Annotated in this window: 20 protein-coding genes and 1 tRNA gene; 8 read left to right on the top strand and 13 right to left on the bottom strand. The window is 74.0% G+C overall.

Features of this window, described 5'->3' with window-relative positions; genetic code table 11:
* Nucleotides 1–265 precede the first annotated feature (265 nt).
* The 3 genes from ACIQUQ_RS30535 to ACIQUQ_RS30545 are packed head-to-tail and all read right to left on the bottom strand — an operon-like array spanning nucleotide 266 to nucleotide 2,377.
* The gene (locus tag ACIQUQ_RS30535) at nucleotides 266–1,171 is read right to left on the bottom strand and encodes an aminoglycoside phosphotransferase family protein (RefSeq protein ID WP_403982395.1); all 906 of its coding nucleotides are present in this window, start codon (nucleotides 1,169–1,171) and stop codon (nucleotides 266–268) included.
* A complete protein-coding gene (locus ACIQUQ_RS30540) occupies nucleotides 1,168–1,827 on the bottom strand; it encodes a LysE family translocator (protein ID WP_403982397.1) in 660 nt (219 codons plus the stop codon). Before ACIQUQ_RS30540 ends, ACIQUQ_RS30535 begins: the two co-directional genes overlap by 4 nt.
* Nucleotides 1,828–1,879: 52 nt before the next feature.
* Nucleotides 1,880–2,377, bottom strand: coding sequence for a DsbA family protein (locus ACIQUQ_RS30545; RefSeq protein WP_403982400.1), 498 nt, complete (start codon nucleotides 2,375–2,377; stop codon nucleotides 1,880–1,882).
* A gap of 179 nt (nucleotides 2,378–2,556) precedes the next feature.
* Between ACIQUQ_RS30545 and ACIQUQ_RS30550 the strand changes: the two genes are divergently transcribed.
* Nucleotides 2,557–3,972: an NAD(P)/FAD-dependent oxidoreductase gene (locus tag ACIQUQ_RS30550; RefSeq protein ID WP_403982403.1), complete on the top strand. Its 1,416-nt coding sequence runs from the start codon at nucleotides 2,557–2,559 to the stop codon at nucleotides 3,970–3,972.
* Between the two features lie 46 nt (nucleotides 3,973–4,018).
* On the opposite strand, the gene ACIQUQ_RS30555 is transcribed toward ACIQUQ_RS30550, so the two are convergent.
* Nucleotides 4,019–5,752, bottom strand: a complete 1,734-nt coding sequence (locus ACIQUQ_RS30555; RefSeq protein ID WP_403982405.1) for an FG-GAP repeat domain-containing protein — start codon at nucleotides 5,750–5,752, stop codon at nucleotides 4,019–4,021.
* 180 nt (nucleotides 5,753–5,932) lie between these two features.
* A tRNA-Thr gene (locus ACIQUQ_RS30560) sits at nucleotides 5,933–6,006 on the bottom strand.
* A 183-nt stretch (nucleotides 6,007–6,189) separates the two neighbouring features.
* On the opposite strand from ACIQUQ_RS30560, the gene ACIQUQ_RS30565 reads away from it, so the two are divergent.
* The 4 genes from ACIQUQ_RS30565 to ACIQUQ_RS30580 all read left to right on the top strand — a co-directional run bounded on the left by ACIQUQ_RS30565 (nucleotide 6,190) and on the right by ACIQUQ_RS30580 (nucleotide 11,044).
* Nucleotides 6,190–7,278 (top strand): ABC transporter ATP-binding protein, encoded by a 1,089-nt coding sequence (locus ACIQUQ_RS30565; protein WP_403982408.1) that lies wholly within the window; start codon nucleotides 6,190–6,192, stop codon nucleotides 7,276–7,278.
* Between the two features lie 576 nt (nucleotides 7,279–7,854).
* Nucleotides 7,855–9,639 (top strand): hypothetical protein, encoded by a 1,785-nt coding sequence (locus ACIQUQ_RS30570; RefSeq protein WP_403982411.1) that lies wholly within the window; start codon nucleotides 7,855–7,857, stop codon nucleotides 9,637–9,639.
* 42 nt (nucleotides 9,640–9,681) lie between these two features.
* Nucleotides 9,682–10,095 carry a hypothetical protein gene (locus ACIQUQ_RS30575; RefSeq protein WP_399939106.1) on the top strand — a complete coding sequence of 138 codons (414 nt, stop codon included), beginning with the start codon at nucleotides 9,682–9,684 and terminating at the stop codon, nucleotides 10,093–10,095.
* Nucleotides 10,096–10,279: 184 nt separating this feature from the next.
* A complete protein-coding gene (locus tag ACIQUQ_RS30580; RefSeq protein WP_403982414.1) occupies nucleotides 10,280–11,044 on the top strand; it encodes an NDP-sugar synthase in 765 nt (254 codons plus the stop codon).
* A 111-nt stretch (nucleotides 11,045–11,155) separates the two neighbouring features.
* Here ACIQUQ_RS30580 and ACIQUQ_RS30585 read toward each other — a convergent pair whose 3' ends face one another.
* Entirely contained in the window at nucleotides 11,156–12,745 is a 1,590-nt protein-coding gene (locus ACIQUQ_RS30585; RefSeq protein WP_403982416.1) for a DoxX family protein, read from the bottom strand.
* A gap of 169 nt (nucleotides 12,746–12,914) precedes the next feature.
* Here ACIQUQ_RS30585 and ACIQUQ_RS30590 point away from each other — a divergent pair, with 169 nt between their 5' ends.
* Both ACIQUQ_RS30590 and ACIQUQ_RS30595 read left to right on the top strand, forming a co-directional pair.
* Nucleotides 12,915–14,450, top strand: coding sequence for a hypothetical protein (locus ACIQUQ_RS30590; protein ID WP_403982419.1), 1,536 nt, complete (start codon nucleotides 12,915–12,917; stop codon nucleotides 14,448–14,450).
* 16 nt (nucleotides 14,451–14,466) lie between these two features.
* Nucleotides 14,467–15,102, top strand: a complete 636-nt coding sequence (locus ACIQUQ_RS30595) for an NUDIX hydrolase (protein ID WP_403982421.1) — start codon at nucleotides 14,467–14,469, stop codon at nucleotides 15,100–15,102.
* Between the two features lie 201 nt (nucleotides 15,103–15,303).
* On the opposite strand, the gene rlmB is transcribed toward ACIQUQ_RS30595, so the two are convergent.
* The 5 genes from rlmB to ACIQUQ_RS30620 form a co-directional block, all read right to left on the bottom strand.
* On the bottom strand, nucleotides 15,304–16,260 hold the full coding sequence (gene rlmB, locus ACIQUQ_RS30600; protein WP_403658238.1) for a 23S rRNA (guanosine(2251)-2'-O)-methyltransferase RlmB: 957 nt from the start codon (nucleotides 16,258–16,260) through the stop codon (nucleotides 15,304–15,306).
* A 106-nt stretch (nucleotides 16,261–16,366) separates the two neighbouring features.
* Nucleotides 16,367–17,767, bottom strand: a complete 1,401-nt coding sequence (cysS, locus tag ACIQUQ_RS30605; protein WP_403982424.1) for a cysteine--tRNA ligase — start codon at nucleotides 17,765–17,767, stop codon at nucleotides 16,367–16,369.
* A 107-nt stretch (nucleotides 17,768–17,874) separates the two neighbouring features.
* Nucleotides 17,875–18,384, bottom strand: a complete 510-nt coding sequence (gene ispF / locus ACIQUQ_RS30610; protein WP_403658232.1) for a 2-C-methyl-D-erythritol 2,4-cyclodiphosphate synthase — start codon at nucleotides 18,382–18,384, stop codon at nucleotides 17,875–17,877.
* Complete coding sequence (gene ispD / locus ACIQUQ_RS30615; protein ID WP_403982426.1) at nucleotides 18,374–19,153, bottom strand: 2-C-methyl-D-erythritol 4-phosphate cytidylyltransferase; 780 nt, start codon at nucleotides 19,151–19,153, stop codon at nucleotides 18,374–18,376. The genes ispF and ispD overlap by 11 nt, the downstream gene beginning before the upstream one ends.
* Nucleotides 19,154–19,545: 392 nt before the next feature.
* The gene (locus ACIQUQ_RS30620; protein ID WP_003953493.1) at nucleotides 19,546–20,028 is read right to left on the bottom strand and encodes a CarD family transcriptional regulator; all 483 of its coding nucleotides are present in this window, start codon (nucleotides 20,026–20,028) and stop codon (nucleotides 19,546–19,548) included.
* Between the two features lie 617 nt (nucleotides 20,029–20,645).
* Between ACIQUQ_RS30620 and ACIQUQ_RS30625 the strand changes: the two genes are divergently transcribed.
* Nucleotides 20,646–21,320: a DUF461 domain-containing protein gene (locus ACIQUQ_RS30625; RefSeq protein WP_403982429.1), complete on the top strand. Its 675-nt coding sequence runs from the start codon at nucleotides 20,646–20,648 to the stop codon at nucleotides 21,318–21,320.
* Between the two features lie 111 nt (nucleotides 21,321–21,431).
* Here ACIQUQ_RS30625 and ACIQUQ_RS30630 read toward each other — a convergent pair whose 3' ends face one another.
* A complete protein-coding gene (locus ACIQUQ_RS30630; protein ID WP_042813788.1) occupies nucleotides 21,432–22,112 on the bottom strand; it encodes a response regulator transcription factor in 681 nt (226 codons plus the stop codon).
* Nucleotides 22,109–23,359 (bottom strand): sensor histidine kinase, encoded by a 1,251-nt coding sequence (locus ACIQUQ_RS30635; protein ID WP_403658224.1) that lies wholly within the window; start codon nucleotides 23,357–23,359, stop codon nucleotides 22,109–22,111. The genes ACIQUQ_RS30630 and ACIQUQ_RS30635 overlap by 4 nt, the downstream gene beginning before the upstream one ends.
* Between the last annotated feature and the right edge of the window lie 20 nt (nucleotides 23,360–23,379).

Genomic DNA, 23,379 nt, shown 5'->3' on the forward strand with positions numbered 1-23,379 from the left:
TCAGCCCACCAGCCAGCTCAGCCACGCTTCTCTGACCGCATGGGCCGGCTGCAGAAGGTAGGACCGGGAGGCGCATGAAGGCCTGTAGGCGCACTGCCGGGCAGGCTTGGCTCGCTTCGGGGAGGCGCACCCCAGAAGACATGTCCACGGGCCCACCGTTGGCCACGGCCCCTGGCCGCCAGGCCAGGAACGGCCCGCACCACCTCCCAGCCCCCAGCCCCCCACCTCCCAGCCCCCGGCCCCCCGGCCCCAGCCGCCAGCCCCCCTACACGCGCCCCAACAGCGCCTCCGCCACCCATACCTGGCGGTCCGGCAGGCGGTCCTCGCCGTCCTCCACCTCCCACAGGAAGTTCTGCAGCACTCGTCCGAGGGTCCAGGCGCGGGCCCGGTCCCGGTCCAGGCCCAGCACCTCTGTCATCAGGTCGAAGCGGCGCAGGACCGCGGCCGGGTCCCAGCGGTTCACCAGGGCGGGCAGCAGCTCGAAGCCGGGGTCGCCGGCCAGTGGCTTCGGGTCGATGGCGAGCCAGGGTTCGCGCCCGCCGGCCAGCACGTTGTCGTAGTGCAGGTCCCAGTGCAGCAGCCGGTCCCCCGGCTCGCCGGCCACCTCCGCGAGGGCCGCCGCGCAGTCCCGCAGCAGCGCCCGCTCGCCGGGGTCGGCCAGCTCTGCCTCCGCCTCCGGTACGTCGTCCAGCATCCCGGCGGTGATGTCGCCGAGCCGCCGCAGCCCGGCCGGCGCCGGCCGGGCGGTCAGCCGGGCCAGCAGCTCCGCCAGGACCCGGGCCGCCTGGTCGGGGTCGGCCAGGGCGGACAGGTGCCGGCCCTCGTCGAGCCGCTCCAGGAGCATCGTGCCGGTGGCCGGATCCTCCGCGAGGAGCCGTACCGCCCCCTGCCCGTCCCACGCGCGCAGCGCCGCGGCCTCACCCGCCGTCTCCTCGTCCAGCAGCTGGAGCTTGAGCACGGCCCGTGCACCGTCGGCGGTGCGTGTCACGGGCAGCACGAGCGCGCACATCCCGTGCATCGGGGGCCCGTCGGGCCGCAGCCCCCACAGGTCCAGGAACCCGGCGGCGCGGCCGGGCAGGGCGGTCACGAAGGCGCGCCCGGCCTCGCCGTTGCACCCGACCTGGTTCTCGTACAGTTCGCGCGGCACCTGGACCGCCGGCCTGGCGGTCACTCGGCCCGCCCCGTGACGGCGACGGTCGCGCCCAGGCCGATCATGGCGAGGCCGCCGGTGCCGCCGACCGCCCGCATGCGGCGCGGCGAGCGGCCGAACCAGTCGCGCGCGGCCGAGGCGGCCAGTCCCCAGGTGACGTCGGTCAGCAGGGCCAGGAGGGTGCCGGCCAGGCCGAGGAGCAGCATCTGCGCGACCACGCCGCCGGCCTGCCGGTCGACGAACTGCGGCAGCATCGCGGAGAAGAAGACGATGCTCTTGGGGTTGGTCGCGCCCACCAGGAAGCCCTCCCGCACCTGCCGGGCGAAGCCCGTCTCCCGGGCGGCCGGGGCGTGCTCGGCGAGGGCGTGGGCGAGCGCGGCGCGGCGGCCCCAGTTGGCCCGTACGGCCTTCACGCCCAGCCACACGAGGTAGCCGGCGCCCGCGAGCTTCACGGCGGTGAACAGCAGCACGGAGCGCTCGACCAGCGTGCCCACGCCCAGCGCGACGGCGACGACGAGCAGGTAGCTGCCCAGCCAGTTGCCCAGCACCGAGGCGAGGGCGGCGCGGCGGCCGTGGGCCAGGGCCCGGCCGACGATGAACAGGACGCTGGGGCCGGGGATCACGACCAGGACGAAGGTGACCGCGCAGAACGCGAGGAGCTGATGGGGGTCGGCCATGCCCCGATCATGGCGCGACGGCCGGAGGACACGCCAGAAGCACCCCGCCCCCTCAGGCGATCCCGACGCCCCTCAGCGACTCGGCGAAGGCCTTCGCGTCGAACATCGACCGGTCCTGGACGCCCACGGGCTTGCCGTCGACGAGCACCAGCGGGGTGCCCTGTGCCCCGGTGGCCTCGAAGGCCTCCTCGGACCGCACCGCCCAGTCCCGGTACGTCATGTCGCGCACCGCACGGTCGAAGTCGGCGCCCCGCAGCCCCGGTACCTTCGCGGCGATCTCCAGCAGGCGGGCGTCCGTGAAGGCACCCTGCGGCTGGCTGGCGAAGACCGCCGCGTGGTACTCGGCGAACCTGCCCCGGTCCGCGATGGGGCTGGTCCGCACCTCGCCGTCCGGCCGCCCCTCCGCGGAGGTTCCGGTGCCCGGGCCGTCGCCGGAGGAGCAGGCCGCCGCCGTGCCGGCCAGCACCGCCACCGCGGCCGCCGCCGCCAGGCCCCGCGCGATGCGCGGGAGGCGGCCGGCCCTCCGTACGCCCTTCCCCATGACGACCATCGGGCAGATCCTCTCCAAAGCGGCAGAAAGCTACAGATCACCCCGACGCTAGCCGTGCCGCGCCCGCCCCTCGCACCGCCGAAGGGCCCGAGTCACGGGACAGAAGGCCCGCAAATCCCTACGCGGGCCCTACACCCTGCCCCTGGACCGCCCGCCGGAGACGGGTGTACCAACACCCCATGAGCAGCGCGACGATCAAGACGCCGGAGCCGGTCAACGGCGGGATCTCCTTCTGGTACGCCCAGGACGGCACGCCCCCGCCCCGGGAACCGCTCCCCGGCGACGCCACGGCGGACGTCTGCATCGTCGGCGGCGGCTACACGGGCCTGTGGACGGCGTACTACCTCAAGCAGGCCGCGCCCTTCCTGCGCGTCACCGTCCTGGAGCAGAAGTTCTGCGGCTACGGCGCCTCCGGCCGCAACGGCGGCTGGCTCTACAACGGCATCGCCGGCCGCGACCGCTACGCGAAGCTGCACGGCCACGAGGCCGCGGTCCGCCTCCAGAAGGCCATGAACGACACGGTCACCGAGGTCGTCGACACCGCGGCCAAGGAGGGCATCGAGGCGGACGTGCACCGCGGCGGCGTCCTGGAGGTGGCCTACACCCCCGCCCAGCTCGGCCGCCTCAAGGCCTTCCACGCCGCCGAACTCTCCTACGGCGAGGACGACCGCGAGCTGTACGGCGCCCGCGAGACCGCCGCGCGCATCCGGATCGCCGGCGCCGTCGGCTCCTCCTGGACCCCGCACGGCGCCCGCCTGCAGCCCGCCAGGCTCGCCAAGGGGCTGGCCGCGGCGTGCGAGCGGCTCGGCGTCGTGATCCACGAGTCGACCCCGGTCACCGAGATCGCCAAGGGCCGGGCGGTCACCCCCTACGGCACCGTCCGCGCGCCCTACGTGCTGCGCTGCACCGAGGGGTTCACCGCGAGCCTGAAGGGCCACAAGAGGTCCTGGCTGCCCATGAACTCATCGATGATCGTCACCGATCCGCTGCCCGACGCCGTGTGGGAGACCATCGGCTGGGAGGGCCGGGAGACCCTCGGCGACATGGCGCACGCCTACATGTACGCCCAGCGCACCGCCGACGGCCGGATCGCGGTCGGCGGGCGCGGGATCCCGTACCGCTTCGGCTCCCGCACCGACAACGACGGCCGCACCCAGCCGGCCACGATCGACGCCCTGCGCGAGATCCTGGTCCGCTTCTTCCCGCAGCTCTCGGGCACCGGCATCGCGCACGCCTGGTCGGGCGTGCTGGGCGTGCCGCGCGACTGGTGCGCCACGGTCACGCTGGACCGGGCCACCGGTCTGGGCTGGGCGGGCGGGTACGTCGGCTCGGGCGTCGCCACCGCGAACCTGGCCGCCCGTACGCTGCGCGACCTGGTCCAGCAGGACTCCGGCCAGTCCGGGCCCACCGACCTGACCACGCTCCCCTGGGTGAACCACCGGGTGCGGCGCTGGGAGCCGGAGCCCTTCCGCTGGGCCGGGGTGCACGCCCTGTACGCCGCCTACCGCACCGCGGACCGGCGGGAGGCCGCCACCCACAGCGCGGTGACGGCCCCCCTGGCCCGGCTGGCGGACCGGATCTCCGGACGCCACTGACCCCGTACGGCCCGCCTTACGGGGCGCCGTCCGGGATCACCTCCCGCTAGAAGAGCAGGTCCTTCGCGTTCCAGCCCGAGGCGACCTTCACCCGGGCGGCGAACGGCGCCTGCGCCTCGCCCGTGCCCTTCAGCAGCCACAGCGCCCCGGCACCGTCGCGCGCGAGCAGGTCCGCGCGGCCGTCGGAGTCGAGGTCGCCCGGCACGACCAGGGCCTGGTACCCGGTCCACGTGCCGGGGACCGCAAGCCGCCGCCCGAAGGGCGTGGCCGCCTTGCCCGTGCCCGGGTACAGCCAGGCCTTGCCCGAGGCGTCCTTCGCGAGCAGGTCGGCCTTGCCGTCACCGGTCAGGTCGGCGCCGCCGGCCAGGTGGCCGAGGCCCTTCCAGCCGGTGGCGACGCGGGCCCGGTCGGCGAAGGGCGCGGACGCCTTCCCCGTACCCGCGTACAGCCAGAGGCCGCCGGAGGCGTCCCGGGCCAGCAGGTCCGCCTTGCGGTCGCCGGTCAGGTCGCCGGCGCCGGCGATCAGGTCGTAGACGTTCCAGCCGCCGCCGACCTTCTTGCGCTCGTACAGGCCGCCGCCCTGCTCGCCCTCGACGTCGTAGAACCACAGCACGCCCGCGGCGTCCCGGCCGACGACCGGGCCGCCGGTGCCCTGGACGGTCATCGGCGCCAGCCGGGCGAGCGCGGTGTAGCGGCCCCAGTTCGAGTCGATGGTGTCCGCGCGCTCGAAGACGCGCGGGGCCCGGCCCGAGCCGACGTGGACGTTCAGGCTGCCGTCGGCCGCACGGCGCAGCAGCTGGTAGCGCTCGCGGACGGGCGTGCCGCCGGTGACGCCGAAGGTGCCCTGCGCGCCGGAGTCGCTCCAGCCGGCCGTGTACACGTTGTAGCTGGCGGAGGCGTCGATCTTCCACATGGGGCTCTTGGCCGCGGCCTTCAGCCGGTACGTGATCTTCACGTCGCCGGGCTTCACGTCACAGGTGAAGCCCTCCCAGTACAGCTCTCCGGTCCTGACCTCGCAGTTGCCCGCGCCGGCGCCGGCCTTGACGGAGACCAGGTCGACCTTCAGCTCGCCCGGGTCCCAGGCGCGGAACCCGCGGCCGGGGGCGAAGCCGACGCTCAGCCTGCCCTTGTCGATGGCGTGGACGTTCACCGTGTGGGTGACCGCGCCGCCCGCGGGCACGGCCGGCAGGGTCAGCCGCACCTTGTTCTTCTTGACGTGCTCGGCGGTGAGCACCCGGACGCTGTGCGCCTCGACCGTGCCCTTGACCGGCGAACTGCCGGACAGCTGGGCGGCCTTGACGGCCTTGTCGATGCTGGTGCCGCGGGGCGCGTAGGCCACGCCGAAGTGCAGCCGGGTGTCGTCCTTCACCGACTCGCCGGCCGTCACCGAGGGGCCGACGTACCCGTTGTCCTCGCTGGTCGGGCAGAGGAGGACGCCCTTGACGGTCGCCGAGGGGGTGCAGTCCAGGCCCGGCAGAACCGTCATCCCGGCGGGCAGGCCGCCCTGGGCCCAGGACGCGTCGGTCAGCGGCGCCTTCGACAGGGCGTACACGAGGGTGCCGTTCGGCGTGCCGGTCAGCAGGTCGGGCCGCAGGGCGGCGGCCGAGCCTTCGCCGGGCGGGATCACGTGGTCGAGGTAGGTGAAGGAGTAGTCGTCGTTCCCGGCGGCCAGGGCGGGGCCCGCGGTCACGACACCCGTCGCGACCAGGGCCGCCGAGCCCGTCAGAACACCCCCGAGAACACCGAGGCGCCGCGCGCCCCGGCTCATGAATCCGCGCATGTTCGCGCTCCACACATGAAGGCGGCAGTGTGCCTGCCGCGGCAACGCCATGTTCCCCGCATGACGCGCCGATCAAGACGGTGCCGAGGGGCCCCGGGTTGCTCGCCCCACCGCATTCGCGGGCATGGAGCGGGCATGACGGAGGCCCCCGGCCCGATCGGGCCGGGGGCCTCCCGCAAGAGCCGCCTGTCGGAATCGAACCGACGACCTCAAGATTACAAGTCAAGCGCTCTAGCCAACTGAGCTAAGGCGGCACGCCCGTGCAGTGTACCCAGGCCGCGGGACGGGTGGCGTTCGATATCTCACGTGCCCGGGGGTGCTGACAGGAGGCGGTCCGGGCAGGTAGCGTCGCCGGAGGTCCACCCAGGTGGACTAGACCCATCCTTCCTTTACTCGGATCGTCCGGCACGTTCCTGCCGGTGAAGGGACGCATCACCATGGCTTCCGTTACTTTCGACGGCGCGACCCGCCTGTACCCCGGCGCCGACAAGCCCGCCGTCGACGCGCTGAACCTCGAGATCGAGCACGGCGAGTTCCTCGTCCTCGTCGGCCCCTCCGGCTGTGGCAAGTCCACCTCCCTCCGCATGCTCGCGGGCCTGGAGGACGTCAACGGCGGAGCGATCCGCATCGGCGACAAGGACGTCACGCACCTGCCGCCGAAGGACCGCGACATCGCGATGGTCTTCCAGAACTACGCGCTGTACCCGCACATGACCGTCGCCGACAACATGGGCTTCGCGCTCAAGATCGCCGGCGAGGACAAGGCCACGATCCGCCGGAAGGTGGAGGACGCGGCGAAGATGCTGGACCTCACCCAGTACCTCGACCGCAAGCCGAAGGCGCTCTCCGGCGGCCAGCGCCAGCGCGTGGCCATGGGCCGCGCCATCGTCCGCAAGCCGCAGGTCTTCCTGATGGACGAGCCGCTGTCGAACCTCGACGCCAAGCTCCGCGTGTCGACCCGTACCCAGATCGCCGCACTCCAGCGCGACCTGGGCATCACCACCGTCTACGTCACCCACGACCAGGTCGAGGCCATGACCATGGGCGACCGGGTGGCCGTGCTCAAGGACGGTCTGCTCCAGCAGGTCGACACCCCGCGCAACATGTACGACCGCCCCGCGAACCTCTTCGTGGCCGGCTTCATCGGCTCCCCGGCCATGAACCTGGTCGAGGTCGCGATCACCGACGGCGGCGTGAAGTTCGGCGACAGCGTCGTCCCGGTCTCCCGCGAGGCCCTGGCCGGCGCCACCGACAAGGGCGACCGGACCGTCACGGTCGGCATCCGCCCCGAGCACTTCGACCTCGCCGACGAGGGCGGGCTGGCGGTCCGCGTCAACGTCGTCGAGGAGCTCGGCGCCGACGGCTACGTCTACGGCACCGCCGAGATCGGCGGCCACAGCACGGACCTGGTCGTCCGCGTGAACGGCCGCCGGGTCCCGGAGAAGGGCTCCACGGTCCACGTGGTCCCCCACGGCGGCGAGATCCACGTCTTCTCGACGTCCACGGGCGAGCGCCTCTCCGACTGACGCCGGCCGCCACACGGCCGCACCGAAGCGGCGGGCTCCCTCCCCGGGGACCCCGCCGCTTCGCCGTTCCCCCACCGGAACGCGGGCCCAGCCCACCGGCCGGCCCCGACGGCGTACGGGCACAGCCCGGGGCCCGGGCGGTCCAGGCGCAGCCCGGGACCGGCGCGAAGCCAGAGCCCCGGCGGACCCGGCCCGCGGCCGGGGTCCGGGGCACAGCCCGCGGCCGGGGTCCGGGGCACAGCCCGCGGCCGGGATCCGGGGCACAGCCCGGGGTCCGGGCCCGGCGTCCGGCCCGGGGTCCGGGGCGGAGCCCCGGGGAACGGTGGAAGGGCGGGTCGGGGGCACCTCCCAGCGGCAGCTGGGGAGGGACAGCCCCGCAGGGCAACGGCCCGCACCCGGTACCGGCCGGCACCCGCACGCGCACCCCGAACCCCGCACCGGCACCCGCACCGGCACCCGCACCGGCACCGGCACCCCCGCGCCCGGCACGGGCCCGGCACGGGCCCGGCACGGGACATTGCGCCACCCGGCCCCTTCCGGTCGCCGGAAGCCCGGCCCCCCGGCAGCGTGGGCCCCATGGCTCCGGTCCCCCTCCCGATCTGCGCCCCGCCCCCGCACCCGCGCCTCGCCGCACCGCCGCCGAGCCGCCTGCCGCTGCTCGCCGTGTGCCTCGCGTACACCGCGCTCCAGCTCCTGGCCGTCGTACCCGGCAGCCCCCTCGGCTGGGACGAGACCGTGTACGTCAGCCAGGTCAGCCCCCAGGCGCCGGCCGCCTTCTTCAGCGCGCCGCGTGCCCGCGGCATCACCCTCCTCGCCGCCCCGGTCACCCTGGTGACCACCGGCACCACCGCCCTGCACGTCTGGTTCGCGCTGCTCTCCGGCGCGGCCCTGTACCTCTCCTTCGCCGTCTGGCGCCCGCTGCTGCCCTCCCCCGTCGTCACCACCGCCGCCGGCCTCTTCGCCGGCCTGTGGGTGACGCTGCTCTACGGCCCCCAGGTCATGCCCAACCTGTGGGTGGCCTTCGGCGCCCTCGCCGCCGTCGGCTGCTTCCTCCGCTGCCTGCCCCGCCGGCCCGCCGACCCCCTGGCCGCCGTCGCCGGCCGCGCGTACGGGGCCGGCTCCGCGTACGCCCCCGGCTCCGCGTACCGCACCGACTACCCGCACGCCACCGACCTCCCGTACGGCACGGCCCGCGCCTACGCGACCGACCTCCCCTACGGCACCGCCCGCGCCTACGGCCCCCCGGCCGCCCGCACGGCCGGCGGCCGGGCCCGCCCGCTGGCCGGGCTCGCCGCCGCTGCCGCCCTGGTCGCGCTGATGCGCCCGGCCGACGCCCTCTGGCTGCTCCTCCCCCTCGCGGCCGTGGCCCTCTGGCGCCGCGCGCCCCTCGTCCTCGCCGTGCTCTGCGCGGGCCTGGCCGTCGGCGGCGCCGAGTGGGTGGTCGAGGCGTACCTCCGCTACGGCGGCCCCGCCGCCCGCCTGCACCGGGCCGGCGAGATCCAGGGCGGCTTCGGCTGGCACCCCGCGTTCGCCGACCAACTGCGGGCCCTCACCGACGGCCGCACCCTCTGCCGCCCCTGCGAAGGCGCCGTACGCCGTCCCTTGCTCGCCCTCTGGTGGCTGCTGCTGCCCGTCGCCACCGCGGCCGGGCTGTTCCTGGCCCGCCCACTGCGGCCGGCCCTCGCCGTGGCCACCGCGGCCGCCGCGTCGCTGGCCGTCCCGTACCTGCTGCTGCTCGGCTACGCCGCCCCGCGCTTCCTGCTGCCCGCCTACGCCCTGCTGTCCCTGCCCGTCGCGGCCGGGCTGGTGGCCGCCGCCCGCCCCTCCGCCGTGCGGCCCGACGCGGCAAGGCGCGCCGGCGCCCGCCCGGGCCGGGCGGCGGCACTCGCCCTCGCCCTGGCCCTCGCCGCCCACCTGGCCGTCCAGTTCGCCGTGCTCGACCGCGTCGCCGACCGGGCGCGGGAGAGCGGCGCGGCCTTCGAGCGCCTCAGGGCCGAACTGCGCCGCCACGGCGTCGTACCGCCCTGCGTCGTGACCGGGTACGAGGCGGTGCGGCTCGGCTACGCGCTGGGCTGCGCCTCCCGCCAAGTAGGCGGCCACGACGGGAGCATCGAACCCGCCGGCCTCCAATCGGCCGCCCTCTCCGGCCCGGTGGCGCTGCTCACCGCCGACGCCGGCCCGCCGCCCCCGTACGCGCGGGACTGGGACCCGGTGCCGCTGCCGCCCCTCCCCGGCACCCCGGAGCTCCGGGCCTTCCTGTCGCCCAGTACGACGAATACCCCGGCAGAACGGGCAATTTCGAGCCCCGTACGTCAACAGCCCATTCGAAAAGCCACGTCGAACCATCCCTCAACAGGGTGACTAAATGTCGCCAAATCTTCACCGAGCGCTACTCTCGCCCTCGTGACCCACACTGCCCGCCGTATCGGCCGATCCCTCGCCCTGGTCCTGCCCGTCGTCCTGGTCCTGTCCGGGACCCTCGCGGTCACCATGGTCCCCTGGGCCGACAACGCCCCGTCCCAGATCCTCACGGCCTCCGCCGAGAACGTCTCCGTGCCGGCCAAGTCCCGTGCGCCGCAGGACGTTCTGCGCGAGAAGCTCCTCGGCGAGCTCCAGGCCAAGAAGGACCCCGGGCTCGTCCTGACCCACCTCCAGCAGGAGGTCGACCGCAGGCCCTCGCTCGCCGAGTACTGCGGCGGGATCGCCCGCGCGCTGGGCCGCGCCGCCGTGAACATCTACGGCCCCACCAAGGCGCAGACGTACGCGCGCCCCGTGTGCGACACCTCCTTCGCCTCCGGCGTGGCCTCCTTCGGCTGAACCGGCCCCGTACGGACCTCCACACGGCGCCCTACACGGCGCCCCGCACAGCGTCCCGTACGGACCTCCGCACGGACCCCACGGCGGCAGCCGAGTCCGCCGCGCCCCCGGCACGGTGGCGGCCCGGGCCCCGAGCCCCCGGGCCGCCACGCCGCCGGCACCCGCCCCGCATAGGCTGCGGGGCATGACGGCAGACCCCTCAGCCACCAGCGCAGACACCGCGGCCGCGTTCCCCGCCGCCCCGACCCAGGCAGTCGTCCTGGCCGGCGGCCAGGGATCGCGGCTGCGCCCGTACACCGACGACCGCCCCAAGCCGATGGTCGAGATCCCCGGCACGGGGGTCCCGATCATCGGCCACCAGCTGGCCTGGCTGGCGTCCGAGGGCGTCACCGACGCCGTCGTCTCCTGCGGGCACCTCGCCGAGGTGCTCCAGGAGTGGCTCGCCGGGGCCGACCTCCCGCTCCGCGTGACCACCGTGGTCGAGACCGAGCCGCTGGGCCGCGGCGGCGGCCTCAAGTACGCGGCCGCGCACCTCCCGCACGCCGACCGGCCCTGGTACGCGACCAACGGCGACATCTGGACCCGCTTCTCGCTGCGCGAGATGGCCGCCTTCCACGAGGAGCGGGCCGCGACCGCGACCCTCGCGCTGGCCCGGCCGCGCATCCCCTGGGGCGCCGTGGAGACCAACGAGTTCGGGCACGTGCTGGACTTCATCGAGTCCCCGCCGTCGCCGTACCTGATCAACGCGGGCGTGTACGTGTTCTCGCCCGAATTCGCCTCCCTGCTGCCCGACCGCGGCGACCACGAGCGCACCACCTTCCCCCGGCTGGCCCGCGAACGCCGCCTGGCCGGCTTCCCGTTGCCCCAGGGCGCCTACTGGCGGGCGATCGACACCGCGAAGGACCTCACCGAGGCGGCGAAGGAACTCGCCTCCCAGCGGGGCGCGTAGCCGCCCCGGGGCGGCCGCCACAGCCTCCCGAGCGGCCCGGCCACGGCAACGCGAAGGGCCCGGCGCACACACCGTGCGCCGGGCCCTTCCGCGTGCCGTGCCGGGCCGGGATCAGCCCAGGAGGCCGCCGACCAGCCCGCCCCGCTGCTCCTGCGGCGGCTCGCTGCCGCCGCCACCGCTGCCGCCCGTGCTCGACCCGCCGGACGAGGTGGGACCGGCCGAGCTGGACGACGGCGTGCGCGGCGAGGTCTGGCGCGGCGACGACTCGGTACGGCCGGCGCCCTGGGTGGCCGTCGGCGACTGCGCGCCGGACGAGGCGGTCTCCCGTACCCGCTCCGGCTGCGTGCGCTCCGCCTTCGGCGCCTTGGTGGCCTCCGCAGACGGCTCACCGGTCTTCGCCGGCTTGCGGACCGCCTTGCGGGCCTTGCCGGGCTCGGTCGGGAGCGGGGACCCCGGCAGGTAGTTGCTCGGCGCGTCCTCCGGACCCGGCACGGTGACCACGGTGGTCGAGCGGACCGCGCCGCCCAGCAGGGAGCCGATCAGCAGCGTGAGGCCGACGACCAGGGTCGTCATGACCGCGCCGCGCCGCAGCACCCGGCGCCGCAGCTCACCCAGCCCGGCGCGCGGGCCGAGCGTGCGCCAGGCCTCGCCGGCCAGACGGCCGTCGAGCGAGTAGACCGGGGCACCGGCGATGATCAGCGGGCTCCAGGCGGCCAGGTAGATGATGTCCGGCGCGTCGTACGCCGGTACGGTCCGCCAGCTCACGGTCATCAGCAGGGCCGCCGACAGCAGCGTCCCGATGCAGGCCGCGAACCGCTGCCAGAGGCCGAAGACCGTGAGCACACCGACGATGACCTGGAGGAACGCCACGCTCAGCCCGGCGCCGACCGGGTGGGCCAGCGCGAAGTCCCGCAGCGGCTCGGCCAGTGCCCAGGGGTGCAGGGTGTGCAGCCAGGTGACCATGGAGCCGCGCTCGCCGCCGTCGAAGTACACGGGGTCGCACAGCTTGCCCATGCCGGCGTAGATCGAGATGAAGCCGAGGAACACCCGCAGCGGCAGCAGCACCACCCCGAGGTTCATCCGGCGGCCCGGGAAGTAGGCCTCCACGGCCGGGTCCACGGGGGCCCGGCGGGCGGCGCTGATCTCCGCCACGTCCTGGCCGTACGCGTCGGTGCGGCCGTAGTCGGCGGTGTACCCCGAGTCGTACGGCGCCCCGATGGGACGGCCGAAGTCCCGTACCGGTGTGAGGATCTGGGTGTCGTCGTCCAGGGCGGAGCGCTGGCCCACGACGGTCGGCGTCGGCATGGTGTCGTCGCCGAGCTCCACGCGCGGGATGACCTGGGTCGCGGCCCCTCCCCCCGCGTCCGCCCCGGCGCCCCACGAGGTGCGGGCCCCGGCCTCGCGCACGGCCTGGAGCAGCCCGCCGGTGGCCGCCCCGTCGCCGGGCCCGGCCTTTCCGCTCCACACGACGGGGGCCCGCCGCCGTGCGCCGGCGGCTGCACCGGCCACGGCGCCGGCACCGGCGGCGCCGAGGACGGGCATCCTGGCGGGGGCCGCGCCGGCCTTGGGCCGCCCCTTGGGGGCGAGCTGCACGCGGAAGCTGGCGTGGTTGACGATGACCTGCGCGGGGTCGCACGGCACCTTGACCATGCTCAGCGAGGGCTGGTCGTCGAACCTCGGCGTTCTGGTGTCCACACTCATCTAACCGAGTGATGAGTGTTTAGGACACTGCCTTGACAGCAGCGATATGTCCGAGACCCGTCAAGATCCGGCCACCTTGGCCCGCGACGAATCTTCGTTCGGCAACGAAGTGTCAATTGATGTGAGAATCATGGAAGTTGACCGGCGAATAATCCGGGGGGAAGCCGCCTTGACCAGTCCCGCCCAGCCACCTGGACGCGCACCGAACCAGCTCGTCTTCGACGACCTCACCGACTACCCGGTGATGGCCCAGGCCCTCGACAACCAGTGGCTGCCCGCGGCCCTCGCCGCCACCCGCCAGCGCACCGGGGCCGTCCCCGGCCCCTCGCCCGAGGCGGTGGCCACGGCCGCGGCCGAGCTGCGGCGCGCGCTGGTCAACAGCGGCACCCTGATCGTGAACCGTGCCTTCTTCCTCAACAACGAGGCGGTGTACGCCAACTACCTGCCGGACGCCGACGCCGCCGAGCGCACCGCCTTCATCCGGCTGCTCGACTCCCGCGTGCTGGTCCCGTACCTGTTCACGGAACGGGAACCCGCGGGCGAGTTCACCTGGGGGTACGACCGGTCCGTCCACCAGGCGTGGACCCGGCTGGTCTCGGACGAGGCCGACCCGGGCCTGGTCAGGTTCGACTGGGACGACGCCGCGAACCTCGACGTCGCCGACGGCGTCGGGGTGTTCTTCGCCGGCCAGATCTCCGGGCTGAAGAACCTCCAGCACCGGCAGCTCGCCCGCGACCTCGGCATAAGCGAGGAGCAGGCCCTGGCCATGAAGGAGGGCGTCCTCACCGACATCGCCGTGTGGGCCGCCCCCCGGAGCCGCGAGCAGATCACCCGCAACGCCATCTACAAGGAGTTCATCACCCGCCCCGGCACCGACCCGTACCTGAACCTGCTGCGCGAGGGCCCGCACGTGGTCCCCACGAAGCAGCTCGTCGACCTGGTCTACAACCTCGGCGTGCCGACCGTCGCCGGGGCGATCCCGCTGACCCCGCCCGACTCGCCCCTCCGCTCCACCCTCCAGGAGCTGCGGACGGACTCCCGGCCGCGCGCCGAGGACCCCGAGGCCATCGGGCACCTGCTGCGCGACGTGTTCGCCGACGCGCTGCACCGGGCGGTGGACGGCCCCAACTCGTACGCGGAGCTGTCCCTGGCCGACATCGTGCGCCTGCGCCGCGAGGAGGAGTGGCGCGGTTACGTCGACTCGCTCGACGGCTTCGTCCGCGGCGGGTTCCGGGCCGGACGGCTGCCCTCGCCCGAGGAGTTCGCCGCCGGCACCTCCGAAGTGGCCCGCCGGCACGCCCGGATGCTGCGGACGGCCCGCAAGACCAGCGGCAACGGCGGCGGGTTCACCCGCGAGCTCGCCGCCGTGCTCGTGCTGGAGTCCGCCGGCATCGCCCTGCAGGTCACGGGCGGCGAGGACGTGTCCCTGCTGTCCGGCGCGACGACCGTCCTCACGGCCGCGGCCGGGGTGCTGACCATGCGGGTCGAGTTCCGCGAGAAGGGCACGGGCGGAAGCCTGCTGCGCCGCCGCGGGGGTCTCGGCCACAGCCTGACATTGCCGGCCATGCGGCTGGGCAGCCTCAGGCGGGACTGGGAGACGATCCTGCGCACGTACCGGGCCGCGGGCGGGCGGATCGTCGAGGTGCCCTCCGGTACGGACGCCGCCGCGCGCCAGGCGGACCAGCAGCCGGAGGGCGCCGCATGAGAGCGGGAGGACCGGCATGACCGGAGGCACCGAGCGGTACGAGCGGCTGCGGGCGGAGCGGCCGGGGCTGTTCGCCAACCCGCCGGGCGGCATCGAGATCCTGACCGACCCCGCCGCGGTCGCCGCCGCCGGCGGGGTGCTGTGGGAGGACCAGTACCTCCTGCTGCTGCGCGACCCCGTGCGCTTCCCGGACGGGCGCGAGGGCACCTACCTGCGCGCCGTCGGGGCGGTGGCCGAGCCCGGCTGCGTGGTGCTGCCGATGCTGCCGGGGGGCCGGGTCGTGCTCATCGAGCACTTCCGGCACGCCACCCGCTCCTGGCACTGGGAGATCCCCCGGGGCATGGGCACGGCCGGGCTCGTGGACCGGGCCAACGCGGCGAAGGAGGTGGGCGAGGAGATCGGCGCCCGGGTGCTCTCGCTGACGCCGCTCGGGGAGGTCCACCCCGACAGCGGCATGGCGGCCGACCGGGTACGGCTGTTCGCGGCCCTGATCGACGGCGTCGGCGCGCTGGAGACGGGCGCCGGTATCCGGGACACCCGCGTCCTGTCCTTCGCGGAGGCGGAGGCCCTGGCGGGCGCCGGGGAGATCACCGACGCGTTCACCCTGACGACGCTGTACCGCGCCCGCCTGGCGGGCCTCGGCGAAGCCTGACCCTCGGGGGCGCTGCCCCCGAGACCCCCGCGCCTCAAACGCCGGCGAGGCTGGAAACCATCCTCGCCGACGTCTGAGGCGCGGGGTCCGGGGCGGAGCCCCGGTGAGCGGGAGAGGGCGGGTAGGGGAAGGCCCCGCAGGGCAACGGGGCCGGCACCGGACCCGCACCGCGCCCGGCACGGGCCCCCCGCCCCGGAAGGGTCAGCCCCGCTTGCGGGCGGCCTCGTACAGGACCACACCGGCGGCGACACCGGCGTTCAGCGACTCGGCCCCGCCCGGCATCGGGATGCGGACCAGGAAGTCGCAGGTCTCGCCGACCAGGCGGCCCAGACCCTTGCCCTCGCTGCCGACGACGATGACGACCGGCCCGGACAGCGCCTCCAGCTCCTGCACCTCGTGCTCGCCCTCGGCCGCCAGGCCGACGACCGTGATGCCGGCCTTCTTGTAGTCCTGCAGCGCACGGGTCAGGTTGGTGACGCGCGCGACCGGCGTACGGGCGGCGGTACCGGCCGACGTCTTCCACGCACCGGCGGTCATGCCGGCCGCACGCCGCTCGGGGATGACCACGCCGTGGCCGCCGAAGGCGGAGACGGAGCGGACGATCGCGCCCAGGTTGCGCGGGTCGGTGACGCCGTCCAGGGCCACGATCAGCGGGTCCTCGCCCGCGTCGTACGCCTCGGCGGTCAGGTCCTCCGGGTGCGCGTACTCGTACGGCGGGACCTGCAGCACCAGGCCCTGGTGGTTGAGCCCGCCGGTCATCCGGTCGAGCTCGGGGCGCGGGGCCTCCATCAGGTTGATGTTGCCGCGCTGCTGGGCGAGCGCGAGGGCCTCGCGGACGCGCTCGTCGTTGTCGATGAACTGCTGGACGTACAGGGTGGTCGCGGGCACTCCGTCGCGCAGCGCCTCGAAGACCGGGTTGCGGCCGACGACCATCTCGCTGGTGCCCTTGGGGCCGCCGCGGCGCGGGGCGGGGCGGCGCTTGGCCGCCTGCCGCGCCTTGGCGTTGGAGATGCGGAAGGCCTTGTGGCCCTTGCGGTCCTCGGCCTTGGGCGTGGGGCCCTTGCCCTCGAGGCCCTTGCGCCGCTGGCCACCGCTGCCGACCGTGGCGCCCTTCTTGTTGGACGTGCGGCGGTTCCTGCGCTGGCTGTTCCCGGCCATGACCTACCTGTTTCGTTTCTGCAGACGTGTGTACGTAATGAAGTGTGCCGCCCGGAGGCCCGGGCGGCACCTGTGGACGGCCCCGTGACCGGGCCCGCGGCCGCGGCTAGCGCTGACCGAGGCTCCAGCGGGGGCCGGCCGGGCTGTCCTCGATGACCAGGCCGGACTGGTTGAGCTGGTCGCGGATGGCGTCGGCGGTCGCCCAGTCCTTGCGGGCCCGGGCGGACTCGCGCTGCTCCAGGACCATGCGCACGAGGGTGTCGACGGCGCCGTGCAGGTCCTCGCCGCGCTCCGTCTCGCCCGCCCAGTGCGGGTCCAGCGGGTCGAGGCCCAGGACGCCGAGCATCGCACGCACCTCGGCGAGGCGGGCGACGGCGCCCTCCTTGTCGTCGGCGGCCAGCGCGCTGTTGCCCTGGCGGACGGTGGTGTGGACGATCGCGAGCGCCTGCGGGACGCCCAGGTCGTCGTCCATCGCCTCGGCGAAGGCCGGGGGCACCTCGTCGGCGGGCTCGACCACCTGTCCGGCCATCTCGGTCACCCGCTGGCAGAAGCCCTCGATCCGCGCGAACGCCGAATCGGCCTCGCGCAGCGCCTCCTCGCTGTACTCGATCATCGAGCGGTAGTGCGGGGTGCCCAGGTAGTAGCGCAGGACGACGGGACGCCAGTTCTTCAGCATCTCGGACACCAGCACCGAGTTGCCGAGGGACTTGGACATCTTCTCGCCGCTGAGCGTGACCCAGGCGTTGTGCACCCAGTACTTCGCGAACTCGTCGCCGTAGGCCTTGGCCTGGGCGATCTCGTTCTCGTGGTGCGGGAAGATCAGGTCGATGCCGCCGCCGTGGATGTCGAAGGCGGAGCCGAGGTACTTGTGGGCCATGGCCGAGCACTCCAGGTGCCAGCCGGGACGGCCGCGGCCCCACGGGGTCTCCCAGGAGGGCTCGCCCGGCTTGGCGGCCTTCCACATGGCGAAGTCGCGGGGGTCGCGCTTGCCCGTCTCGCCCTCGCCGGAGGGCTGGAGCAGGTTGTCCAGCTCCTGGTTGGACAGCTCCAGGTAGCCGGGGAAGGAGCGCACGTCGAAGTAGACGTTGCCGTCCGCCTCGTAGGCGTGGCCGCGCTCGATCAGGCCGCGCATCATCTCGACCATCTCGGTGACGTGGCCGGTGGCGCGGGGCTCGTAGGTGGGCGGGAGGCAGCCGAGGCCGTCGTAGCCGTCGTTGAAGGCGCGCTCGTTCTCGTACCCGATGGACCACCAGGGGCGGCCCTGGTCCGCCGACTTGGCGATGATCTTGTCGTCGATGTCCGTGACGTTCCGGATGAAGGTCACGTCGTAGCCGCGGTAGGTGAACCAGCGGCGCATGATGTCGAAGTTCAGGCCGGACCGGATGTGCCCGATGTGCGGGGCGGCCTGCACGGTCGCGCCACACAGGTAGATCGAGACACAGCCCGGCTTGAGCGGGGTGAAATCGCGGATCTGCCGGGCGCTGGTGTCGTACAGGCGAATAGTCACGGCATCAAGGGTAGTGCTCCTGCGGCAGTGCCCCGCGACCCTTTCGGGGCGCGGGGCGCGTTTGTTGCCGAAGTGCGGCCGGGATTCGTGGCGGACGCGGCGGGGAGTCAGCTCCCGCTCGTGCGGTACACCAGCGCGGTCGCGATGGCGGCGAGGCCCTCGGCTCGGCCGGTCAGGCCCAGGCCGTCGGTGGTGGTGCCGGAGACGGACACCGGCGCGCCGACCGCGGCGCCGAGCGCCTTCTGCGCCTCCTCGCGCCGCTTGCCGACCTTCGGCCGTACGCCGATGACCTGCACGGACACGTTCCCGATCTCGAAACCGGCGGCGCGCACGATACGGGCGGCCTCACCCAGAAGCGTGACACCGGAGGCGCCCGACCACTCGGGGCGGGAGGTGCCGAAGTGGGCGCCGAGGTCCCCGACGCCGGCCGCGGAGAACAGGGCGTCGCAGGCGGCGTGGGCGGCCACGTCGCCGTCGGAGTGCCCGGCGAGGCCGTAGCCCTCGTTCTCGGGGCCGTCCCAGAGCAGGCCGGCGCACCACAGCTCGCGGCCCTGCTCGAAGGCGTGGACGTCGGTGCCGATGCCGACGAGGGGGATCAGGGGCTGCTCAGTAGGCATCGGTGGCCCTCCTGCGGGCGAGTACGGCCTCGGCGAGGACGAGGTCCAGCGGGCGGGTCACCTTGAAGGCCTCCTCGTGCCCGGGCACGAGGACGACGGGCACGCCGAGCAGCTCGACGAGTCCGGCGTCGTCCGTGGCGCCCTCGCCGCTGACGGCGGTCTTCTCGTGGGCGCGCAGCAGGGTCTCGCGGTCGAAGCCCTGCGGGGTCTGCACGGCGCGCAGCCGGGAGCGCTCGGGGGTGGCGACGACCGGCTCGGGCTCGCCGCCGGTGCGCGGCTCGACCTCCTTGACGGTGTCGGCCAGGGGCAGCGCGGGCACGACGGCGGGGGCGCCGTCGCGGACGGCCTCGACGACGGAGTCGACGGTGTCGACGGGCACCAGGGGGCGGGCCGCGTCGTGGACCAGTACGGAGGTGACGTCCGCCGGGAGGGCCTCCAGGCCCAGGCGCACGGACTCCTGGCGGGTCTCGCCGCCGGGCACGACCACGAAGTCCGTGCGCTCGGGCAGGGCGTGCTCGTCGAGGAGGTGCCGCACCTCGGCCGCGCCGTCGGGCGGGGCCACCACGACGACGACGCCGACGGCGCGGGAGCGCGCCATGGCCCGTACGGCGTGGATCAGCATCGGGGTGCCGCCGAGGGTGCGCAGCGCCTTGGGGGCGCCGGGCCCCAGGCGTACGCCGCGGCCGGCCGCGGGGATCACCGCGGCGGTCCTCCCGCGGCTGCCGCCGGGGGTGTCCCCGTCGGTGGCGGGACGCGTTACGTCAGACATGCGTGGCTCCGGACAGTGACGTCGTCGTGACATCGGTGGGGCGGCCAGGTTTGTCGCCTCGGCCGACGTGGGTATGGCCTGAAGGTGCCGGGCACGATGCCCTGACCGGGGCCCCTTCCGTGACGACCGGTCAAGCTGGCTGCCCGGGCCCGGCACGCCAGGGAGAGACGTTTCAGGGAACACGCGGGGCGGCGGCGGGCGCACGCCCTGCGGTGAGAACGGGGTCGGACCCGGCTGCGCGGCCGGACCCGGCGAGGCCGGACCCAGAGCCGGCCTCGGTACGGGACCGGGAGCGGCGCCGGGTCGGACGCAGACATGCCGCAGCGCCCGGCGACAGAAGGACTGTCATCGGGCACCGCGGCACAACTGTCGCGTCAGGACGCAGGGACGCGTCAGGACGCGAGGACCTCGTCGAGGAGAGCCTCGGCCTTGTCCTCGTTGGTGTTCTCAGCGAGAGCCAGCTCGCTGACCAGGATCTGACGGGCCTTGGCGAGCATGCGCTTCTCGCCCGCCGACAGTCCGCGCTCGCGCTCGCGGCGCCACAGGTCGCGCACCACTTCGGCGACCTTGATGACATCGCCGGACGCGAGCTTCTCCAGGTTTGCCTTGTAGCGACGGGACCAGTTCGTCGGCTCTTCGGCGTACGGCGCACGCAGCACCTCGAAGACCCGGTCCAGCCCGTCCTGGCCGACCACATCGCGAACGCCGACGAACTCCGCATTGTCCGCGGGCACACGCACCGTCAGGTCGCCCTGGGCGACCTTGAGCACCAAGTAGGTCTTGTCCACGCCTTTGATCTGGCGAGTTTCGATGGCCTCGATCAGCGCGGCCCCGTGATGGGGATAGACCACGGTGTCGCCAACCTTGAACGTCATGTGACAGGTACCCCTTCCGTGGCTATCAAGAGTAACACGAGAACGGACTGTTCTGAATGGCGTTTCCGCAGGTCAGGGCATATCTCGGGGCTTGACAACACAGACGCGTACGTGCTGCGGAGGGCTTCCGGAGGGGGGTATTCGCAGGTCGGAGCGGCTGTGCGCACGAGGCGAAACGACCACGTTACACCTCCCGGGGGACCCGCACGAAGTGATGTACGTCCCGTTTTGCGTGGTTCGAAGCCGCGAAACGGAAGTACTCCGTTCGACTGGCGCACACCTGTCCCGGGGCCAATCCCGAATTGATCACGGGGGCCGCCGTGAAGCCGATCACGCTCCCGCTCCGGTGAAATGCCGGCCGGCGGAGGAAGACATCCGGAAGACGCCGCGGTAATTGATCACACGCGTTTTGTGAGCGCTATGTGAAGGCGCGCGGGAAAGGAAGATCGAGGACCGGGCCGGGAGGCGCTCCGCGCGGCGCGGAGGGTCGGGTGCGGACGCGGGGTGGCGGCTCGGTAACCTAAGGCCGCTGACACACCCTTAGGGCGGCTTTACCTGTCCAGGCAGAGCCCCCGTTCCGCCTAGACCGTCCTTACGTCCAAGGAGTTGCCGCCGCCGTGAGCCGCAGCCTTCGACGCGGCGCCCTTGCCGCCGCCGCCATCGTCCTCTCGATCGGATCGCTCGCCGCCTGCGGCGCGGGCAACGACGCGCAGACCCTGGAGATCAAGCCGGACAACGCCGCGGCCGAGAAGGGCGACATCCAGGTCCAGAACGCCCTGGTGATCACGCAGCCCGTGCGCGAGGCCAAGGGCCCGGCCGTCGTCTCCGCGACGCTCTTCAACAACGGCCAGGCCCCCCAGACCCTGGACGCCATCACCCTTCCGGGTGCCTCCGGCACCGTGAAGCTGAAGGCCGCCGAGGGCTCCGGCAAGATCGTCGTGCCCGCCCACGGCTCCATCATCCTGGGCGGCAAGGGCAACGCCTCTGCCGTGATCGAGAACGGCCGCGACGGCCTGGAGAACGGCGCCGCGCAGGAGGTCGTCTTCCAGTTCAGCCGGACCGGCGACATCGGCCTGGACGCGTTCGTCGTCCCGGCCACCGGCTACTTCGGCGAGTACGGCCCGTCCGAGCGCCCGGCCCTGCCGTCGCCGACCGCGTCGCCCACCCCGTCCGCCTCCGCCTCGGGCGAGGCCGGCCACGGCGGCCAGGCCACCCCCTCCGGCTCCGCCGGCACGCCGTCCGGCACCGCCGCCACCCCCTCGGGCTCGGCCTCGCACGGCACCGGTCACTGACGCACCGCCCCCACGGGCACGCGGAAGGGCCCCCACCCGGCAGCGGGTGGGGGCCCTTCCCCGTACGTACGTACGTACCGCCCCCGGCGCGGGTCACGCGCCGGGGGCGGCCTACGGCTCGAACTTGTAGCCCAGGCCGCGGACCGTGACCAGGTAGCGCGGGGCGCCCGGGTCCGGCTCGATCTTGGCGCGCAGGCGCTTCACGTGGACGTCGAGGGTCTTGGTGTCGCCGACGTAGTCCGCGCCCCACACCCGGTCGATCAGCTGCATGCGGGTCAGCACGCGGCCCGCGTTGCGCAGCAGCATCTCCAGGAGGTCGAACTCCTTCAGGGGCAGGTCGACCTTGGCCCCGCCGACCGTGACCACGTGGCGGTCGACGTCCATCCGGACCGGTCCGGCCTCCAGCGCGGCGGGGGTGACCTCCTCCGGCTCGCCGCGGCGGCGCAGCACCGCGCGGATGCGGGCGACCAGTTCCCGCGACGAGAAGGGCTTGGTGACGTAGTCGTCGGCTCCTATCTCCAGCCCGACGACCTTGTCGATCTCGCTGTCCTTGGCGGTGACCATGATGACCGGCACGTTCGAACGGCCCCGCAGCTGACGGCAGACCTCGGTGCCCGGCAGGCCGGGCAGCATCAGGTCGAGGAGGACGAGGTCGGCGCCGTTGCGCTCGAACTCGTCCAGGCCGTCGGGCCCGGTCGCGGCGATGGCGACCTCGAAGCCCTCCTTGCGGAGCATGTAGGAAAGGGCGTCGCTGAAGGATTCCTCATCCTCGACGACGAGCACTCGGGTCACGGAAGGACCTCCGGGGCAGGGATGGCTGTTACTTGGTGGGACTCGGTGCGGTGGTCGGCGGATGCCGGTCCGGCGGTCGGCCGCTTCGGTTCTGCCGCGGCCTCGGGCAGCCGCAGCGTGAAGGTGGAACCCTGGCCCTCGCTGCTCCACACCGTGACCTCGCCGCCGTGCGACGCGGCCACGTGCTTCACGATGGCGAGGCCCAGGCCCGTACCGCCCGTGGCGCGGGAACGGGCCGGGTCGACGCGGTAGAAGCGCTCGAAGATGCGCTCCCGGTCCTTCTCGGGGATGCCGATGCCCTGGTCGGTCACGGCGATCTCGATCAGGTCCCCGCCGGGCGCCGCGACGCGGCGGCCGGCTATGCCCACGCGGGTGCGGGCCGGGGAGTAGTTGACGGCGTTCTCGACGAGGTTGCCGAGGGCGGCGGCGAGCTGGCCGCGGTTGCCCCAGACCCGCAGGTCCGCGGTGCCGCCGGCGGCCATGGTGATCTGCTTGGTGGAGGCGGTGTGCCGGCAGCGGTCGATGGCCTCGGCGACCAGGGTGTCCACCCGGACCGGCTCGGCGTCCTCGAGCGGGTCGTCGTTCTGGACCCGGGAGAGGTCGATCAGCTCCTGGACGAGGTTGGTGAGGCGGGTGGCCTCGATCTGCATGCGGCCGGCGAACCGGATGACGGCCTCGGGGTCGTCCGAGGCGTCCATGACGGCCTCGGACAGCAGGGAGAGCGCTCCCACGGGGGTCTTCAGCTCGTGCGAGACGTTCGCGACGAAGTCGCGGCGCACCGCCTCGATGCGGCGGGCCTCCGTGAGGTCCTCGACCAGCAGCAGCACCAGGCGCGAGCCGAGCGGCGCCACCCGGGCGGAGACCGCCAGGGCCTCGCCGCGGCCGGTGCCGCGCCGGGGCAGGTCCAGCTCGACCTGCCGTATCTCTCCGTCCCTGCGGGTGTCGCGCGCCATGTGGAGCATCGGCTCGACGGCGAGCTTGCCGCCGCGCACCAGGCCCAGCGCGTACGCGGCCGAGCTGGCCTTCACCACGCTGTCACCCTCGTCGAGCACCACCGCCGAGGAGCGGAGCACCGAGAGCACGGTGTCCACGCCGGGCGGCAGCACCGCGTTGAGATCGGGGCGCATGGAGCTCCGCGTGGGGCGGGCCTGGTCGCGCTCGCTCCAGCGGAACGCCAGCATGGCGATGACACCGGTGCACAACCCGGCGATCGCTGCCGCTGCGGCGACCGCCGCGTTCACGTCCATGGATCCAGGTTAAGCAGGCA

Source organism: Streptomyces sp. NPDC101118 (assembly GCF_044759445.1).
In the GTDB taxonomy this organism is placed as follows: Bacteria; Actinomycetota; Actinomycetes; order Streptomycetales; family Streptomycetaceae; genus Streptomyces.

Bases quoted from the DNA above. Each gene is read 5' to 3' on its own strand.
- ACIQUQ_RS30635 (WP_403658224.1), bottom strand. From the start codon at position 23,359: ATGGACGTGAACGCGGCGGTCGCCGCAGCGGCAGCGATCGCCGGGTTG.
- ispF (WP_403658232.1), bottom strand. From the start codon at position 18,384: ATGCCTACTGAGCAGCCCCTGATCCCCCTCGTCGGCATCGGCACCGAC.
- ACIQUQ_RS30565 (WP_403982408.1), top strand. From the start codon at position 6,190: ATGGCTTCCGTTACTTTCGACGGCGCGACCCGCCTGTACCCCGGCGCC.
- rlmB (WP_403658238.1), bottom strand. From the start codon at position 16,260: ATGGCCGGGAACAGCCAGCGCAGGAACCGCCGCACGTCCAACAAGAAG.
- ACIQUQ_RS30555 (WP_403982405.1), bottom strand. From the start codon at position 5,752: ATGCGCGGATTCATGAGCCGGGGCGCGCGGCGCCTCGGTGTTCTCGGG.
- ACIQUQ_RS30585 (WP_403982416.1), bottom strand. From the start codon at position 12,745: ATGAGTGTGGACACCAGAACGCCGAGGTTCGACGACCAGCCCTCGCTG.
- ACIQUQ_RS30620 (WP_003953493.1), bottom strand. From the start codon at position 20,028: ATGACGTTCAAGGTTGGCGACACCGTGGTCTATCCCCATCACGGGGCC.
- ACIQUQ_RS30545 (WP_403982400.1), bottom strand. From the start codon at position 2,377: ATGGTCGTCATGGGGAAGGGCGTACGGAGGGCCGGCCGCCTCCCGCGC.
- ACIQUQ_RS30550 (WP_403982403.1), top strand. From the start codon at position 2,557: ATGAGCAGCGCGACGATCAAGACGCCGGAGCCGGTCAACGGCGGGATC.
- ACIQUQ_RS30580 (WP_403982414.1), top strand. From the start codon at position 10,280: ATGACGGCAGACCCCTCAGCCACCAGCGCAGACACCGCGGCCGCGTTC.
- ACIQUQ_RS30540 (WP_403982397.1), bottom strand. From the start codon at position 1,827: ATGGCCGACCCCCATCAGCTCCTCGCGTTCTGCGCGGTCACCTTCGTC.
- ACIQUQ_RS30595 (WP_403982421.1), top strand. From the start codon at position 14,467: ATGACCGGAGGCACCGAGCGGTACGAGCGGCTGCGGGCGGAGCGGCCG.
- ispD (WP_403982426.1), bottom strand. From the start codon at position 19,153: ATGTCTGACGTAACGCGTCCCGCCACCGACGGGGACACCCCCGGCGGC.
- ACIQUQ_RS30570 (WP_403982411.1), top strand. From the start codon at position 7,855: ATGGCTCCGGTCCCCCTCCCGATCTGCGCCCCGCCCCCGCACCCGCGC.